The 13,937-nt window shown below is 72.3% G+C and carries 16 protein-coding genes and 1 pseudogene; 7 read left to right on the plus strand and 10 right to left on the minus strand.

The genetic code is table 11. The features are described 5' to 3' along the window. Positions 1 to 158: 158 nt before the first annotated feature. Positions 159 to 1,052 (minus strand): hypothetical protein, encoded by an 894-nt coding sequence (locus ACZ7DL_RS22310; protein ID WP_470776254.1) that lies wholly within the window; start codon positions 1,050 to 1,052, stop codon positions 159 to 161. A gap of 322 nt (positions 1,053 to 1,374) precedes the next feature. On the opposite strand from ACZ7DL_RS22310, the gene ACZ7DL_RS22315 reads away from it, so the two are divergent. From ACZ7DL_RS22315 to ACZ7DL_RS22330, 4 genes are all read left to right on the plus strand, one after another. Then, the gene (locus ACZ7DL_RS22315; protein ID WP_470776256.1) at positions 1,375 to 3,171 is read left to right on the plus strand and encodes a thiamine pyrophosphate-requiring protein; all 1,797 of its coding nucleotides are present in this window, start codon (positions 1,375 to 1,377) and stop codon (positions 3,169 to 3,171) included. A gap of 82 nt (positions 3,172 to 3,253) precedes the next feature. Next, positions 3,254 to 3,631, plus strand: a complete 378-nt coding sequence (locus ACZ7DL_RS22320; protein WP_470776258.1) for a DUF2795 domain-containing protein — start codon at positions 3,254 to 3,256, stop codon at positions 3,629 to 3,631. Further along, on the plus strand, positions 3,628 to 4,281 hold the full coding sequence (locus tag ACZ7DL_RS22325; RefSeq protein ID WP_470776261.1) for a diguanylate cyclase: 654 nt from the start codon (positions 3,628 to 3,630) through the stop codon (positions 4,279 to 4,281). The genes ACZ7DL_RS22320 and ACZ7DL_RS22325 overlap by 4 nt, the downstream gene beginning before the upstream one ends. A gap of 5 nt (positions 4,282 to 4,286) precedes the next feature. Continuing rightward, positions 4,287 to 4,829 carry a type 1 glutamine amidotransferase domain-containing protein gene (locus ACZ7DL_RS22330; RefSeq protein ID WP_470776263.1) on the plus strand — a complete coding sequence of 181 codons (543 nt, stop codon included), beginning with the start codon at positions 4,287 to 4,289 and terminating at the stop codon, positions 4,827 to 4,829. 63 nt (positions 4,830 to 4,892) lie between these two features. Here the strand turns inward: ACZ7DL_RS22330 and ACZ7DL_RS22335 are convergent, their stop codons facing one another. The 3 genes from ACZ7DL_RS22335 to ACZ7DL_RS22345 form a co-directional block, all read right to left on the minus strand. Further along, positions 4,893 to 5,180 carry a DUF6158 family protein gene (locus tag ACZ7DL_RS22335; RefSeq protein ID WP_470776265.1) on the minus strand — a complete coding sequence of 96 codons (288 nt, stop codon included), beginning with the start codon at positions 5,178 to 5,180 and terminating at the stop codon, positions 4,893 to 4,895. A 301-nt stretch (positions 5,181 to 5,481) separates the two neighbouring features. Continuing rightward, positions 5,482 to 7,101 (minus strand): ATP-binding cassette domain-containing protein, encoded by a 1,620-nt coding sequence (locus tag ACZ7DL_RS22340; protein WP_470776267.1) that lies wholly within the window; start codon positions 7,099 to 7,101, stop codon positions 5,482 to 5,484. A gap of 73 nt (positions 7,102 to 7,174) precedes the next feature. Further along, positions 7,175 to 7,831 carry a histidine phosphatase family protein gene (locus ACZ7DL_RS22345; protein WP_470776270.1) on the minus strand — a complete coding sequence of 219 codons (657 nt, stop codon included), beginning with the start codon at positions 7,829 to 7,831 and terminating at the stop codon, positions 7,175 to 7,177. An 81-nt stretch (positions 7,832 to 7,912) separates the two neighbouring features. Between ACZ7DL_RS22345 and ACZ7DL_RS22350 the strand changes: the two genes are divergently transcribed. From ACZ7DL_RS22350 to ACZ7DL_RS22360, 3 genes and pseudogenes are all read left to right on the plus strand, one after another. After that, the gene (locus ACZ7DL_RS22350; RefSeq protein WP_470776272.1) at positions 7,913 to 9,406 is read left to right on the plus strand and encodes a phosphatase PAP2 family protein; all 1,494 of its coding nucleotides are present in this window, start codon (positions 7,913 to 7,915) and stop codon (positions 9,404 to 9,406) included. A gap of 119 nt (positions 9,407 to 9,525) precedes the next feature. Continuing rightward, entirely contained in the window at positions 9,526 to 10,347 is an 822-nt protein-coding gene (locus ACZ7DL_RS22355) for a class I SAM-dependent methyltransferase (protein ID WP_470776274.1), read from the plus strand. Between the two features lie 43 nt (positions 10,348 to 10,390). Continuing rightward, positions 10,391 to 10,561, plus strand: a pseudogene (locus ACZ7DL_RS22360) (hydrophobic protein). 6 nt (positions 10,562 to 10,567) lie between these two features. Here the strand turns inward: ACZ7DL_RS22360 and ACZ7DL_RS22365 are convergent. Genes ACZ7DL_RS22365 through ACZ7DL_RS22390 form a run of 6 tightly spaced genes read right to left on the minus strand, consistent with a single transcriptional unit; the run spans position 10,568 to position 13,937 of the window. Beyond that, entirely contained in the window at positions 10,568 to 10,849 is a 282-nt protein-coding gene (locus ACZ7DL_RS22365) for a gas vesicle protein K (protein WP_470776276.1), read from the minus strand. Further along, positions 10,846 to 11,034 (minus strand): gas vesicle protein, encoded by a 189-nt coding sequence (locus ACZ7DL_RS22370; RefSeq protein WP_470776278.1) that lies wholly within the window; start codon positions 11,032 to 11,034, stop codon positions 10,846 to 10,848. The genes ACZ7DL_RS22365 and ACZ7DL_RS22370 overlap by 4 nt, the downstream gene beginning before the upstream one ends. Continuing rightward, on the minus strand, positions 11,031 to 11,792 hold the full coding sequence (locus tag ACZ7DL_RS22375; RefSeq protein WP_470776280.1) for a GvpL/GvpF family gas vesicle protein: 762 nt from the start codon (positions 11,790 to 11,792) through the stop codon (positions 11,031 to 11,033). The genes ACZ7DL_RS22370 and ACZ7DL_RS22375 overlap by 4 nt, the downstream gene beginning before the upstream one ends. After that, positions 11,789 to 12,124 (minus strand): gas vesicle protein, encoded by a 336-nt coding sequence (locus ACZ7DL_RS22380; protein WP_470776282.1) that lies wholly within the window; start codon positions 12,122 to 12,124, stop codon positions 11,789 to 11,791. The genes ACZ7DL_RS22375 and ACZ7DL_RS22380 overlap by 4 nt, the downstream gene beginning before the upstream one ends. After that, on the minus strand, positions 12,121 to 13,305 hold the full coding sequence (locus ACZ7DL_RS22385; protein ID WP_470776284.1) for an SRPBCC family protein: 1,185 nt from the start codon (positions 13,303 to 13,305) through the stop codon (positions 12,121 to 12,123). The genes ACZ7DL_RS22380 and ACZ7DL_RS22385 overlap by 4 nt, the downstream gene beginning before the upstream one ends. Next, positions 13,302 to 13,937, minus strand: a complete 636-nt coding sequence (locus ACZ7DL_RS22390; protein WP_470776286.1) for a DNA primase — start codon at positions 13,935 to 13,937, stop codon at positions 13,302 to 13,304. Before ACZ7DL_RS22390 ends, ACZ7DL_RS22385 begins: the two co-directional genes overlap by 4 nt.

A 13,937-nucleotide genomic window follows, 5' to 3' on the forward strand; every position in this document is an offset into this window, starting at 1 on the left:
TCGTGGGCCGCTGTGTGCCGAACTCTGCTCTGGTCTGTGCTGTCTGGTGTGTCGTGCCGGATGCGCGGCTGTCGGTGCCGGGGTGTCCTGCCTGGGTCTGTGGGATGGGGTGTACCCGCCGGACGGCCCTCCATGGGTGGCGCCCCGAGTTGCCCGGATCACCTCCGCGCGGTCCGGGCCGCCGTCCGCCTGCGGCCGTACACCCGGTAGCCGGCGCCCGCGCAGGCGGCGGCGATGAGGGCGGCGCCGGCGGCGAGTGCCGGGACCGAGTCGTTGAAGGTGCCTCCCTGCCCGGCGTCCACGCCCCGCTGGACGGTGGCCGCGGCGCAGCCGCCGCTGTCGTGCGGCTCACGGCAGCTGTGACCGTCCGGGCAGGACGCGCTGCCGGACTCCCCGCACCGGTGGCCGCCGTCGGCGCAGGGACCGGACCCGGTGCACTCGCGGCCGCCGCCGTCCTGCCGGGCGCCGTCCCGCCCGCCGCTCTCCTGCCGGGCGCCGTCCTGCCCGGTGCCGTCGTGCGCGCCGCCGACCTGACCGGCGGTGTCGTGCCCGCCGTCCTCCGGCCGGGCAGGGTCGTGTCCGCCGCCCTCCTGCCGGGCGGCGTCCTGCGTGCCACCCTCCTGCCGGGCAGCGCCGCCGTTCTCCTGCCCGCCACGCTCCTGTCCGCTGTCCTGGCCGGCGCCCTGGCACTGTTCGCCCGTCGGGCAGGGGGTGCGCTCCGGGCACAGCTCGTCCTCGCGGCAGGCCGGTATCGACGCCGCGTCCACCGCGCAGGACTGCCCCTGCGGGCACTGAGCCTCCTCGCCGCAGGCTTTGCCGTCCGCACCGCCGCCGGTGACCGGGTCCAGGGAGGGGGCGCCGTCGGCGAGGGCCGGTGCGGCGGCGTCGGGAGCGTCCGGCACCGGTGCGGTGAGCGGGTGGCAGGACACGGAGACGGGGGTGGTGCCGGGGCCGGCCTCGAGGGCGGGGCCGGCGGAGGCGGCGGGGCCGGTGAGGGCTAGCACGGCACCGGCGGCGAAGGCGACGGGCAGGGCGCGGGCGGTGCGGCGCATGGGAGGTGCTCCTCGGCGGGCTGCGGCGGCGGGACGATCGGACGGCGGGACGCCGGCGCACCGGTACGGCAACGCCGTGCGGCGCCCGGGTGACGGGGACACGGGTCGTGCCCTCGCTGCCATGACAGCCCGCGCGGCGCCGTACCGCGCGCGGCCGGACCCCATTCGCGGGACACGCGCGGCCGGACGGGTGACGGCGGGCGGAAGACACAGCCGTCCGGGTGCTCCGGGGCCGCCGCGGAGGTTTTCCGTCTCCCCCGCAGGTGACTCGGTATCCGCTGACCGGATCGTCTGCTTCGCACTGCACCGGGGAGGTCTCTTCATGAGCACCAAGGTCTCGGACCACATCCTCGAGCGCCTGCGCGCTTGGGGCGTGGACCAGGTTTTCGGTTATCCGGGCGACGGCATCAACGGGTTGCTCGCCGCCTGGGGCCGCGCCGAGGACCAGCCACGCTTCATCCAGTCGCGGCACGAGGAGATGTCCGCCTTCGAGGCGGTCGGGTACGCCAAGTTCAGCGGCCGTATCGGTGTGTGCGTGGCGACGTCGGGACCGGGCGCGATCCATCTGCTCAACGGCTTGTACGACGCGAAGCTGGACCATGTGCCGGTGCTGGCGATCGTCGGCCAGACGAACCGGAGCGCGATGGGCGGCTCCTACCAGCAGGAAGTCGACCTGCACACGCTGTACAAGGACGTCGCCTCGGAGTTCGTGGAGACGGTGACGGTGCCCGAGCAGCTGCCGAACGTGCTGGACCGGGCGATCCGGACCGCGTACGCCCGGCGCTGTCCGACCGCGCTGATCATCCCCGGTGACGTGCAGGAGCTGGACTACGCGGCGCCGACCCACGAGTTCAAGATGGTGCCCTCCAGCCTGGGGATGAGCGACTACACCGCGACCCCGACGGACGAGGCGCTGCGCCGGGCGGCGGACGTGCTGAACGCGGGCGACAAGGTCGCCATCCTGGTCGGGCAGGGTGCCGCGGGCGCCGTCGCGGAGGTGCAGGAGATCGCCGAGCTGCTCGGCGCGGGCGTGGCGAAGGCGCTGCTCGGCAAGGACGTGCTGAGCGACGAGCTGCCGTACGTGACCGGGCCGATCGGGCTGCTGGGCAGCCGGCCCTCGTACGAGCTGATGCGGGACTGCGACACCCTGCTGACGATCGGTTCGTCGTTCCCGTACACGCAGTTCATGCCGGACTTCGGCAAGGCGCGCGGGGTGCAGATCGACATCGACCCGCACATGATCGGCATGCGGTATCCGTACGAGGTGAACCTGGTCGGTGACGCCCAAGCCACGCTGCGGCGGCTGATCCCGCTGCTCACGACGGACCGGGGCGGACGCGAGTGGTACGACACGGTGTGCGCGAACGTGAGGCGCTGGCACGAGACGATGGAGCGGCGGGCCGGGCTGTCGGCCGATCCGATCAATCCCGAGTACGTGGCCCGGGCGCTGGACCAGCTGCTGCCCGACGACGCGATCCTCACCTCGGACTCCGGTTCGGTCGCCAACTGGTACGCGCGGCACATCACCATGCGGCCGGGCATGCGCGGTTCGCTGTCCGGCACGCTGGCGACGATGGGCCCGGGGGTGCCGTACGCGATCGGAGCGAAGTTCGCCCACCCGGACCGGCCGGTGTTCGCGCTGGTCGGGGACGGGGCGATGCAGATGAACGGCCTGACGGAGATGATCACGGCGGCCAAGTACCGGGACCGCTGGTCGGATCCGCGGCTGGTGGTGGCCGTCTGGAACAACCAGGACCTGAACCAGGTCACGTGGGAGATGCGAGCGATGGAGGGCGCCCCCTCGTTCCTGCCGTCGCAGTCGATCCCGGACGTGCAGTATGCGGCGTTCGCCCGCTCGCTCGGACTGACCGGCATCCGGGTGGAGAAGCCGGAGGACGTGGAGTCGGGCTGGCGGGCGGCCCTGGCGGCGGACGGGCCGGTGGTGATCGAGTTCCTGACCGACCCCGCCGTACCGCCGATCCCGCCGCACGCCACCTGGGAGCAGATGCAGGCGACGGCCGCGTCGGTCCTCAAGGGCGACGCCGATCGGGGTTCGCTGATCAAGCAGGGGCTGAAGGCGAAGATGCAGGAGTTTCTGCCGGGCCGGACGAAGCAGTGACCGTGCGCGCGGCCCGGATCCCGTGTCGCATGTGCGGCACCGGGTACGCGGTGCGGACCTTGGACCCTTTGGAGGGAGAGACATGCAGCGAGGCAGCGACCGGCTGAGCGTGCACCGGGACGACGAGATGAAGCACGAGCTGAAGGGTCTGCTCCGGTCCGGCCATCCCACGCGCGTCGAGGAGTGGCACGACCCGGAGCCGGCCGCGGACGACGACCCTGAGGTCTGGAGCGGTCCGGTGGGCGGTCTGGGCTCCCCGGCGTCGCTGGAGCGGACCCGGACGGAGCTGGCCCGGCATCTGAGCCGGCACGCCTTCCCCGCGAAGCCGGGCGAGGTGGCCCGGGCGCTGCGCCGGGACAACGCGCCGGGCTCGCTGGTCGACGCGGTGGCCCGGCTGCCGCACGGCGACCGGTACGAGAACATGCAGCAGCTGGCCGTGGCGCTGGTGGGCGGCGCATGAGCCGGAGTCAGGCGGCCGAGATCGCGCGCGGCACCACGGGCGACGTGGGCGACGCCACCACGCGGTTTCTGCTGTACGGGCTGCTGCCCGGCTGGTTCGCGCCCGGGCTCGCCGACTGGGCGATGCACCGGCGCACCCGGATCGAGGACACGGCGGGGACCAAGGAGTCCCTGATCCACTCCCTGATGATGGCCGAGGTGGGCGTGCCCATCGCGCTCACCCTGCGCTACGAGATCAACCCGCTGCTGCTGACCGTGCAACTGGGCGCGGCGGCGGTGCACGAGGCGACGGCGCTGTGGGACGTCCGCACGGCCGTCGACAGCGACCGCGAGGTCAAGCCGATCGAGCAGCACATCCACAGTTTCCTGGAGTCGCTGCCGTTCGGCGGGCTGGTCTCGCTGATGTGCCTGCACGCCGACCAGGTGCGGTCGCTGCTGCGGGGCGGGCGCGGGGACCCGGACGCGTGGCGTCTGGTGCCGCGCCGGCGCCCGCTGTCGCCCGGGTATCTGGCGGGCATCGGTCTCGCGATCGGCGCGTGCGTGCTGCTGCCGTACGGCGAGGAGCTGGTGCGCTGCCGGCGGGCGGCCCGGGCCAGGAAGCGGCGCGCCCGCGCTCACCGGGCGGCGCTGCGGCGAGTGAAAGGAAGCTGAGGACTATGCGTATCGCGTTTCTGGTGGCACCCGAGGGCGTCGAGCAGGTCGAGCTGACCGAGCCGTGGAAGGCGGTCTCGGACGCCGGGCACGAGCCTGTGCTGGTGTCGACCGAGTCCGGGAAGATCCAGGCGTTCAACCATCTGGACAAGGCGGACACGTTCCCCGTGGACGAGGTGGTGGGTGAGACGTCGGCCGGTTCGTTCGGCGGTCTGGTGCTGCCGGGCGGGGTCGCCAACCCGGACTTCCTGCGGATGGACGAGAAGGCCGTCGCGTTCGTGAAGGACTTCTTCGAGCAGGGCCGTCCGGTCGCCGCGATCTGCCACGCCCCGTGGACGCTGGTGGAAGCAAACGTCGTACGCGGCCGGGTGCTCACCTCCTGGCCGAGTCTGCGGACGGACATCCGCAACGCCGGCGGCACCTGGGTGGACGAGCAGGTGAAGATCTGCGACCAGGGCTCCAACCAGCTGGTGACCAGCCGCAAGCCGGACGATCTGAAGGCGTTCTGCGACGCGTTCGTGCACGTGTTCGCCGGGGAGGCCGGCTGACCGACCCGGGATGTGGGGGGCCGGCCCGTCGTACGGGCCGGCCCCTTCGGTGTGTGGTGCCGGTCAGGTGCCGGATGTGCCCGGAGTCGCCGCCTCGCCGCAGCTGCGCTCGCGGGCGCCTTCGCGGGTCCGGCCCGCGCTCACCAGGCGGCGCGGGTTGCGGCGCAGGTACTCGCCCTCCAGCTGTGCCATGCGCTCGTTGTGGGCGCGCAGGGCGTCGTTCGAGCCGTACAGGAGCGTGTCGTGGCGCGTGCGGTGGATCGTCTCCAGCTCCTTCATGAGCTGCTGGTCGTCCAGCCGGCTGGCGTCGACTCCGGTCATCGTGGTGCCCCGCTCGTCGTGTTCGTTCATGGGCTACGGGTACCCGCCCGGCAAGCACTGCCCCCGAGCGATTTCCGGGAGGAATTCCAAGGAGCTCGTGTTCCTGAATCCACTGTACGAACATCCGGGGTCCAGGGCCTCCGCATACGTCGGCCTGCCCCGGCACGACAGCTGATTCCGTGGGAGGAGGACCGGGCGTGCCGGCCGGTGCACGGGCAGCTGCCGAAGCAGCTGCTGATCCTCCCGGACAGGCCGGACACGCACCGCGAGGTGTGGATCGGCGAGGAGCCGGATCAGCCGGCGGCCCGCCGTACGGAGGAGCGGACCCGGGTCACCGGGCCCGCTCGACCCTGCGTTCGTCCCAGACCGGTTCCGGGGTCTCGCGGACCCGGCCGTCACTGCCGAAGACCAGGAAGCGGTCGAAGGAGCGGGCGAACCAGCGGTCGTGGGTGACCGCGAGGACCGTGCCCTCGAAGGCTTCCAGGCCCTCCTGGAGGGCCTCGGCGGACTCCAGGTCGAGGTTGTCGGTGGGCTCGTCGAGCAGCAGCGCGGTCGCGCCCTCGAGCTCCAGCAGCAGGATCTGGAAGCGGGCCTGCTGCCCGCCGGACAGCCGGTCGAAGACCTGCTCGGCCTGCTGGGTCAGCTCGTAGCGGCGCAGCCGGGACATGGCCGCGCCCCGGTCCTGGGCGTGCTCCTTCCACAGGATGTCGAGCAGGGTGCGGCCCTGGAGTTCGGGGTGGGCGTGGGTCTGGGCGAAGTGGCCGGGGACCACCCGGGCACCGAGCTTCCACTCCCCCGTGTGTGCGACGTCGTCACCGGCGAGCAGCCGGAGGAAGTGGGACTTGCCGGAGCCGTTGGAGCCGAGGACGGCGACCCGCTCGCCGTAGAAGACCTCCAGGTCGAACGGCTGCATCAGGCCGGTCAGCTCAAGTCCCTTGCAGGTGACGGCCCTTACGCCGGTACGGCCGCCCTTCAGCCGCATGGTGATGTCCTGCTCGCGGGGCGGCTCCGGCGGCGGGCCCGCCTCCTCGAACTTGCGCAGCCTGGTCTGCGCGGCCTGGTAGCGCGAGGCCATCTCATGGCTGACGGCGGCGGCCTGACGGAGGTTCAGCACCAGCTTCTTCAGCTGGGCGTGCTTCTCGTCCCAGCGACGGCGCAGCTCCTCGAAGCGGGCGAAGCGTTCGCGGCGGGCCTGGTGGTAGGTGGCGAAGCCGCCGCCGTGCACCCAGGCGTCGGCGCCGGCCGGGCCCGGTTCGACGGAGACGATTCTGTCGGCGGCGCGGGCGAGGAGCTCCCGGTCGTGGGAGACGAACAGGACGGTCTTGCGGGTCTCCCGGAGCTGCTCCTCCAGCCACCGCTTGCCGGGCACGTCGAGGTAGTTGTCCGGCTCGTCCAGCAGCAGCACCTCGTCGGTGCCGCGCAGCAGAGCCTCCAGCACGAGGCGTTTCTGCTCGCCGCCGGACAGGGTGCGCACCTGCCGCCACTGGGCGCGCTCGTAGGGCACGCCGAGCGCGGCGGTGGTGCACATGTCCCAGAGGGTCTCGGCCTCGTAGCCGCGCACCTCGGCCCAGTCGGCGAGGGCCTGGGCGTAGGCGAGCTGGGCGGCCTCGTCGTCGACGGTCATGAGGGCGTGCTCGGCCTCGTCCACGGCCCTGGCGGCCTCGCGGATGCGGGGCGGGGCGACGGAGACGAGCAGGTCCCGTACGGTCGTCTCGTCCCGGACGGAGCCGACGAACTGGCGCATCACGCCGAGGCCGCCGCCGACAGTGACGGTGCCGCCGTGCGGTTTCAGCTCGCCGGAGATCAGCCGCAGCAGGGTGGTCTTGCCGGCGCCGTTCGGGCCGACCAGGGCGACGGCGGCCCCTTCGCCGACCCGGAAGGACACATCGCCGAGCAGCGTCCTCCCGTCGGGGAGGTGGTACTCGAGGTGCGCGGCTTCCAGATGTCCCATGGGCAGGCATTCTCCGGGGTGCCCGGGAGCGGGGGCAAACGCATATCCGGCCGGGACCGGGCGGGCCTTTCGGCTATCCGGCCGTGTCCAGCGGCTCCCCCGCCGGACCGCCCTCGCCGGCCGGCTCCACGGTGGCGCCTTCCCAGGTCAGGGCCTTCCAGCCGTCGGACGGGGAGCCCTCCAGGATGACCACGCCGGTGTTCTCCAGGGGGCGGGCCGCGGCGAAGGCGACGTCGACGTTGTGGGCGCGGGCGGCGGTCCACACCCGGATGGCGGCGCCGTGGCTGACCATGGCGACGGTCCGCGCCCCGCTCGCGGCGGCCTCGGCGACCACCGCGTCGTACCGGCCGAGGGCCTCCTCGCCGCTCTCCCCGCCGGGCATGCGGAGTGCCGTGTCCCCGGCCGCCCACGCGAACACCGTGCGCAGATACCGCTCGCCCTGCGGGGTGTGGCCGGGCAGCATCTCCAGGTCGCCGGCGGACAGTTCGCGGATGCCGGCGCGGACGATCACGTCCAGGCCGCGGGCGGCGGCCAGTGGGGCGGCCGTCAGCTGGGTGCGGATCAGCGTGGAGGCGTAGAGGGCCTCGATGTCCTCGCCGGCGAGTGCCTCCGGCAGGGCGGCGGCCTGTGCCTGGCCGAGCGGCGTCAGTCCCGGTCCCGGCACGGCCGTGTCCAGCAGATGGTGCAGGTTGGACGGGGTCTGGCCGTGGCGGACGAGGAGCAGGCGCATCCGGGGGATTCTCCTCTCGCGCGGGCGAGCGGCCGGCGCACGGGGGCACAAGAAACGGGCACTTCAGGGTAACCGCACCCCATGAGCCCAGACCTGGACCTGACTGCCCCCCGGACCGCCCGCAGCCCCCTGCGGGCGGCCCTCGAACTCGACGGCCGGCTGTTCGAGACCGCCGCCGCCCGGCACTGGCCGGGCGCCGAGCGCGTTCTGCCCCGGCTCAGTCGCAGCGCGAACCACGGGGTGCTGTGGTTCGCCACGGCCGCCGCGATGGCGGTGAGCCGGACGCCCCGGGCACGCCGGGCCGCGGTCCGGGGGCTGGCCTCGCTCGGCCTGGCCTCGCTGACGATCAACACGCTCGGCAAGCGTTCGGTACGGCGTGCCCGCCCGGTGCTGGACCCGGTGCCGCTGGTGCGGCAGCTGAGGCGGCAGCCGATCACCACGTCCTTCCCGTCCGGGCACTCGGCCTCCGCGGCCGCCTTCGCGACGGGCGTCGCCCTGGAGTCCCCGGCGTGGGGTGCGGCGGTGGCGCCGGTGGCGTTCTCGGTGGCGATGTCCCGGGTGTACACGGGGGTGCACTTCCCGAGCGACGTGCTCGCCGGGGCGGCGCTCGGCGCGGGCGCCGCCTTCCTGGTCCGGCGCCTGGTCCCGACCCGCGCCCAGGTCAGGTGGCCGGCCCGGCCGCGGGCCGAGGCTCCGGCGCTGGCCGAGGGCGACGGTCTGGTGATGGTCGCCAACCGGGCATCGGGGACGGCGGAGCGGGTGCGCGCGCTGCACGACGCGCTGCCGAAGGCGGAGATCGTGGAGTGCGCGCCGGAGGACGTCGCCGACGAGCTGGCGAAGGCGGCGGCGCGGGCGCGGGTGCTCGGGGTGTGCGGCGGCGACGGCACGGTGAACACGGCAGCGATGTGCGCCCTGCGGCACGGCCTGCCGCTCGCGGTGCTGCCGGGCGGCACCCTCAACCACTTCGCCTACGACCTGGGCGTGGAGGACGAACGCCAGCTGGCGCGGGCGGTCCGGCACGGCGAGGCGGTCCGGGTGGACGCGGGCCGGTTCGTCACCGGGGGCACGGAGGGCCTGTTCCTCAACACGCTGAGCCTCGGGGTGTACCCGGAGCTGGTGCGGGCCCGGGAGCGGTGGTCGCACCGGATCGGCGGCTGGCCGGCCGGGGTGCTCGGCGCGCTCCGCGTCCTGCGCGCCGGCCGGCATCCGCTGGAGGTGGAGGTGGGCGGTGAACGGCGGCCGCTGTGGCTGCTGTTCGTGGGCAACGGCATCTATCACCGGATGGGTCTCGGGCCGGGCCGGCGTACCGATCTGGCGGACGGCCTGCTGGACGTGCGGGTGGTGCACGGCAGCCGCCGGCCCGCGCTGAGGCTGCTCGCGGCGGCCGCCGCGGGCCCGCTGACCCGCTCGCCGGCGCATGCGGCGGTGCAGGTGAACCGGCTGCGGCTGACCGGTGTCGCCCCGGGCACGCCGCTGGCGTACGACGGCGAGGTCATGACGGTGTCGGACGAGGTGACGCTGGAGAATCTGCCGGAGGCCCTGACGGTCTACCGCCCGCTCGACACGGTGGATTGACGAACCGTCAGTCCATATCGCGAAACGCGGGTCTCACATGCCGGCCACCGGGCGTACCGTGAGGCGTACCGGCGGACGGGTCCGGCCGGTCCGCCGACGAGGGACGAAGGGGTACGGCCATGCCGAAAGCACAGGAGACCGCCGTCTACACGCACGGGCACCACGAGTCCGTGCTGCGCTCGCACACCTGGCGGACCGCCGCCAACTCCGCGGCCTATCTGCTCGGCTCGCTCAAGCCCCACATGAAGATCCTGGACATCGGCTGCGGCCCCGGCACCATCACCGCCGACCTGGCCGCACTGGTTCCGGACGGCCATGTCACCGGCATCGACCAGGCACCCGGCGTCCTGGAGCAGGCCCGGGCCACCGCCGCCGCCCGGGGCCTGGCCAACGTGGACTTCGCGGTGGCCGACGTGCATGCCCTGGACTATCCGGACGACACCTTCTGCGTGGTCCACGCCCACCAGGTGCTCCAGCACGTCGGCGATCCGGTGCAGGCGCTGCGCGAGATGCAGCGGGTGACCAGGCCGGGCGGCCTCATCGCCGTACGGGACGCCGACTACGCGGCGATGACCTGGTATCCCGCACTGCCCGGCCTGGACGACTGGCTGGATCTGTACGAGCGGGTGGCCCGTGCCAACGGCGGCGAACCCGACGCCGGACGCCGGCTGACGGCGTGGGCGCGGGCCGCCGGCCTCCGCGACGTCACGGCCACCTCCAGCACCTGGACGTTCCACACCCCCGAGGAGCGCGCCTGGTGGAGCGGTCTATGGGCGGACCGCACACTGGACTCCGCCTACGCCGACCGCGCCACCCAGGGGGGACACGCGACCGAGGAGCAGCTGCGGGCGGTGTCGGCGGCCTGGCGGGAATGGGGGCGGTACGAGGACGGCTGGTTTTCGGTCCTGCACGGAGAGATTCTGTGCCGGAAAGAAGCCTGATCCGCGGGATTTCGGGAAACCCGCGCCACAGGAGGTTCACATTATGGTCCCCATCCTGCTGGTGCTGCTTCTGGTGCTGATTCTCTTCGGCGTCGGATTCGCGGTGAAGATTCTCTGATGGATTGCACTGGCCGTACTGGTCCTCTGGCTGCTGGGTTTCCTGGTCCGCGGTACGACCGCCGGCGGCGGCAGGGGCCGGTGGTACCGGTGGTGAGGTGAGCTACTCGCGGGGAAGCAGCGGTCCGAGCGGCCCGAGGTCCAGGTTCAGGTCCTCGGGCCGCAGGCCGTAGCGGTCCCGCAGCTCGGCCATCCGCTCCTCCAGCAGCATCAGGGTGAGCCCGATCCGCTCCTCCTGCTCCTCGGTCAGCTCACCGGTGTCGAACCGCCGTACCGCCTGCCGTTCCATCAGCTGGCGCAGCAGCTCCACCACGGTGAGCACGAGTTTCACCAGGTCGCGCTCCACTGTGTCGGGTTCCAGGTCAAGCCGGTTGCGCGGGGTCACACGCCCTCCTCGAAGGGTGAGGGGACCGACTGGTTGACCGAGCTGATCAGCGCGTTCAGGTCGATGCGGACCAGGTCCACGTCCGCGATCCGCAGGGTGATGTCGCCGGTGATGACGACTCCGCCGGCCAGCAGCCGGTCGAGCAGGTCGACGAGCGCGATCTCGCGCCGTTCGACGACGGTCACGACTCCGCCTCCCCCGTGAACGAATAAGCGGCCCAGGGTCCGGTGAGTTCCACCCGCATTCCGGGCTCCTCATCCTTTGTCCGGTCGACCAGTTCCACGAATTCCTCGGAATGCGCGCGGGTCACCAGATAAGCCGCGTTGAGGACATTACGGCCGGGCACCGTGGAAAGCACGGAATTCTGCGGGGCGCGCAGCCGGAATTCCTCGGCGTACCGGGAGAGACGCTCGTGCAGCGACCGGGCGAACACCTCGGCGCGCTGCCACCGCTCCTCCTGGGCGTGGGTGCTCTCGCGGCGCCGGCGCAGATAGTCCCGGCCGCTCGCGGGCTTGGCCGCGACGGCGGGCGCGGGCTCGGCGGCCTCGGTCTCCAGATACACCTTGACCCCCCACTCCACCCGGTCGTGCAGCCGGTCGAGCAGGCGCCGGAAATGGTCCTCGCGGGTCTCGATCATCGTCCGTACGGCACTGTCGTCCCGGAAGACGGTCGCGAGCCGCAGCGGCAGCGGGGTGGTGACCGTCGTGAGCGCGTCGATCACGCCCTCATGGGCACGGGCGGTCGCGGCCAGCCAGTCGAGGTCCTCCAGACGGGCCTTCAGCGCCTCCTCGCAGAAGTCGGCCTCCGGGACCGTACTGACGACCGCGACCAGCCCGTGGTGGTGCAGCAGCGCAGGCGGGGCGCCCCCGATGCCCGTGAGCTCGGCCTGCAGGGGCGTCCCGAAGGGGCGGCAGACGGCGTAGACGTACCGCAGTCCGGTCATGGTGCCTCCTTCGGGGCGCGACCCGGCTCAAGCTCCTCGAGCCGGGCAAGCCGTTCTCTCAGCTCGGCGTTCTCCCTGGTCAGCTGGTCCCGGCGGGCCCGGGAGGAGAGCGCCGGATCGGTCTCCCACCAGTCGATGCCCATCTCCTTGGCCTTGTCGACCGAGGCGACGATGAGCCGCAGTTTGACGGTGAGCAGTTCGATGTCGAGCAGGTTGATCCTGATGTCACCAGCGATGACGATGCCCTTGTCGAGAACCCGTTCGAGGATGTCGGCGAGGTTCGCCCCCGAGCTCTGGCCGTAGGGCTCGGGGAAACGGCTGGCAGTCGTCATCGACGGCTCCGGCCTTCGGCGTACTCGGGTTCCTCTTCCTCCTCGTACTCCTCCGCCTCGGCCTCAGGCTCCTCCCCCTCCTCGGGCTCCTCGCCCTCCTCGGGTTCCTCGCCCTCGTAGGGGCCCTCTTCCTCGCTCTCGTACTCCTCGGGCTCGCCCTCTTCCTCTTCTTCTTCCTCCGCCTCTTCCGGTTCCCCGTTCTCGTCCTCGTAGGGCTCCTCGCCCTCGTACTCTTCCTCGCCCTCTTCCTCGGCCTCACCGGATGCTTCGGAGCCCTGCTCCTGCTCCTGCTCTTCCTCGGCCACGGCGTCCTCGTGGCTGCGGACCACCTCGCCGTCGCGGATCTCGCCGCGCCAGCCGTCCTCCGCCTCGCCCTTGAGGGTGATGAAGCGGGCGAAGTTCTTCAGGTCCAGCCTGGCCCGGCGGCCCTGCGCGCGCCAGATGTTGCCGGTCTTCTCGAACAGGCCGCTCGGGTAGTACTCCATGACCAGCAGGACCCGGGTGAGGTTCTCCTCCAGCGAGTGGAAGGAGACGACACCCTTGACGCTGCCCTTCGCGCCCTCCGACGTCCACTGGATGCGGTAGTCGGGGATCTGCTCGGTGGTGTGCGCCTTCCAGCTGCGGCTGGACCAGAAGATCTTCGCCTGCCAGTCCGAGTCCGTGTCGCCGGCCCGGCTGGCGCTCTTGACGCCCTTGGCGAAGCTGGAGAAGTCCTTGTACTGGGTCCACTGGTCGTAGGCGGTGCGCAGCGACACGCCCACGTCGATGGACTCCATGATGACGGTGGGCTTGTTGCCCCCACCGCTCTTTCTCTTCCCCTTGCCGCCCCCGAGGTTCTTCAGCGCACCCATCACGTTCTCCTTGGCGCGGGAGGCGCCCAGTTCCAGGGCGGAGCGCAGCGGGCCCTTGCCCTCCGCGAGCTTGCGTCCGCCGTCGAGTGCGAGCTTGGCGAAGCCCGGGCTGTTGCCCTCGGCGATGTCGTTGAGCTTGACGGTGGTCTCGCCGAGCTTGCGGCCGAGGCCGGTCAGCATGCGCTGGGCCTGGGCGGAGAGATACTCCTGGGCCTCCGCCTTGAGCCGGTCGGCGGCCTCGCTGTGGGCGAGGTCGGTCAGCGGGTTGCCCTTCGCCGCCCCGGTGGCCTTGCCGGCCGCCGAGGTGGCGGATCCGAGGGTCTCGGTCATCGGTCATCGCCACCCTTCGACGGCCGCGAAGCGGCGTCGCGGGCGGCGCCGCCTGCCGCGGCCGTGCTCTTCGCGGCCGTCTTGCGGGCCGCGCCGGTCTTCTTGGTCGCCGTCTTCTTGGCGGGAGCCGTCTTCTTGGCCGCGGCCTTCTTGGCGGGGGCCGGCTTCTTCGCCGGCGCCCTGCCGGCCGGCTTCTCGCCGCGCCGTTCGCCCTCCCGGCCCTCGCGGTCGTCGTCCGCCCGCCCGGTGGACTCCTCGGCGGACTCCTCCTGACCGTTCTCGTCGTCCTGCTCGTCGCCGGAGCCGCTGGGCGCCGCGCCGGAGATCTGGTCGCGCACCTTGGTGGTACGGCTGTGCAGCCGGTCGGCGAGCGTGCTCATCTGCCGCTCGACCATCGCTCCGGTGGCGGCCTTGCCGACGCCCTGCATGTCCTGGCGCAGCTGGTCGCCTATCTCCTTGAACTGCGGGTTGTTCTTCAGTTGCTGCTGCGCCAGATCCGCGAGTGCCCGCGGGCTCAGGTTCAGCTTCTTCCCGGCCACCAGGGAACCGACCGCGAGTGCCATTTTCAGCTTCTTGGTGCGTCCGAGGAAGTATCCGGCCCCTACCGCGAGGCCCAGTGCCATTCGGTTCAT

Source organism: Streptomyces sp. NPDC036984 (genome assembly GCF_055607665.1).

Excerpts from the sequence above, each read along its gene's own strand:
- ACZ7DL_RS22310 (WP_470776254.1), bottom strand. The coding sequence starts at position 1,052 with ATGCGCCGCACCGCCCGCGCCCTGCCCGTCGCCTTCGCCGCCGGTGCC.
- ACZ7DL_RS22315 (WP_470776256.1), top strand. The coding sequence starts at position 1,375 with ATGAGCACCAAGGTCTCGGACCACATCCTCGAGCGCCTGCGCGCTTGG.
- ACZ7DL_RS22320 (WP_470776258.1), top strand. The coding sequence starts at position 3,254 with ATGCAGCGAGGCAGCGACCGGCTGAGCGTGCACCGGGACGACGAGATG.
- ACZ7DL_RS22325 (WP_470776261.1), top strand. The coding sequence starts at position 3,628 with ATGAGCCGGAGTCAGGCGGCCGAGATCGCGCGCGGCACCACGGGCGAC.
- ACZ7DL_RS22330 (WP_470776263.1), top strand. The coding sequence starts at position 4,287 with ATGCGTATCGCGTTTCTGGTGGCACCCGAGGGCGTCGAGCAGGTCGAG.
- ACZ7DL_RS22335 (WP_470776265.1), bottom strand. The coding sequence starts at position 5,180 with ATGAACGAACACGACGAGCGGGGCACCACGATGACCGGAGTCGACGCC.
- ACZ7DL_RS22340 (WP_470776267.1), bottom strand. The coding sequence starts at position 7,101 with ATGGGACATCTGGAAGCCGCGCACCTCGAGTACCACCTCCCCGACGGG.
- ACZ7DL_RS22345 (WP_470776270.1), bottom strand. The coding sequence starts at position 7,831 with ATGCGCCTGCTCCTCGTCCGCCACGGCCAGACCCCGTCCAACCTGCAC.
- ACZ7DL_RS22350 (WP_470776272.1), top strand. The coding sequence starts at position 7,913 with ATGAGCCCAGACCTGGACCTGACTGCCCCCCGGACCGCCCGCAGCCCC.
- ACZ7DL_RS22355 (WP_470776274.1), top strand. The coding sequence starts at position 9,526 with ATGCCGAAAGCACAGGAGACCGCCGTCTACACGCACGGGCACCACGAG.
- ACZ7DL_RS22375 (WP_470776280.1), bottom strand. The coding sequence starts at position 11,792 with ATGACCGGACTGCGGTACGTCTACGCCGTCTGCCGCCCCTTCGGGACG.
- ACZ7DL_RS22380 (WP_470776282.1), bottom strand. The coding sequence starts at position 12,124 with ATGACGACTGCCAGCCGTTTCCCCGAGCCCTACGGCCAGAGCTCGGGG.
- ACZ7DL_RS22385 (WP_470776284.1), bottom strand. The coding sequence starts at position 13,305 with ATGACCGAGACCCTCGGATCCGCCACCTCGGCGGCCGGCAAGGCCACC.
- ACZ7DL_RS22390 (WP_470776286.1), bottom strand. The coding sequence starts at position 13,937 with ATGAACCGAATGGCACTGGGCCTCGCGGTAGGGGCCGGATACTTCCTC.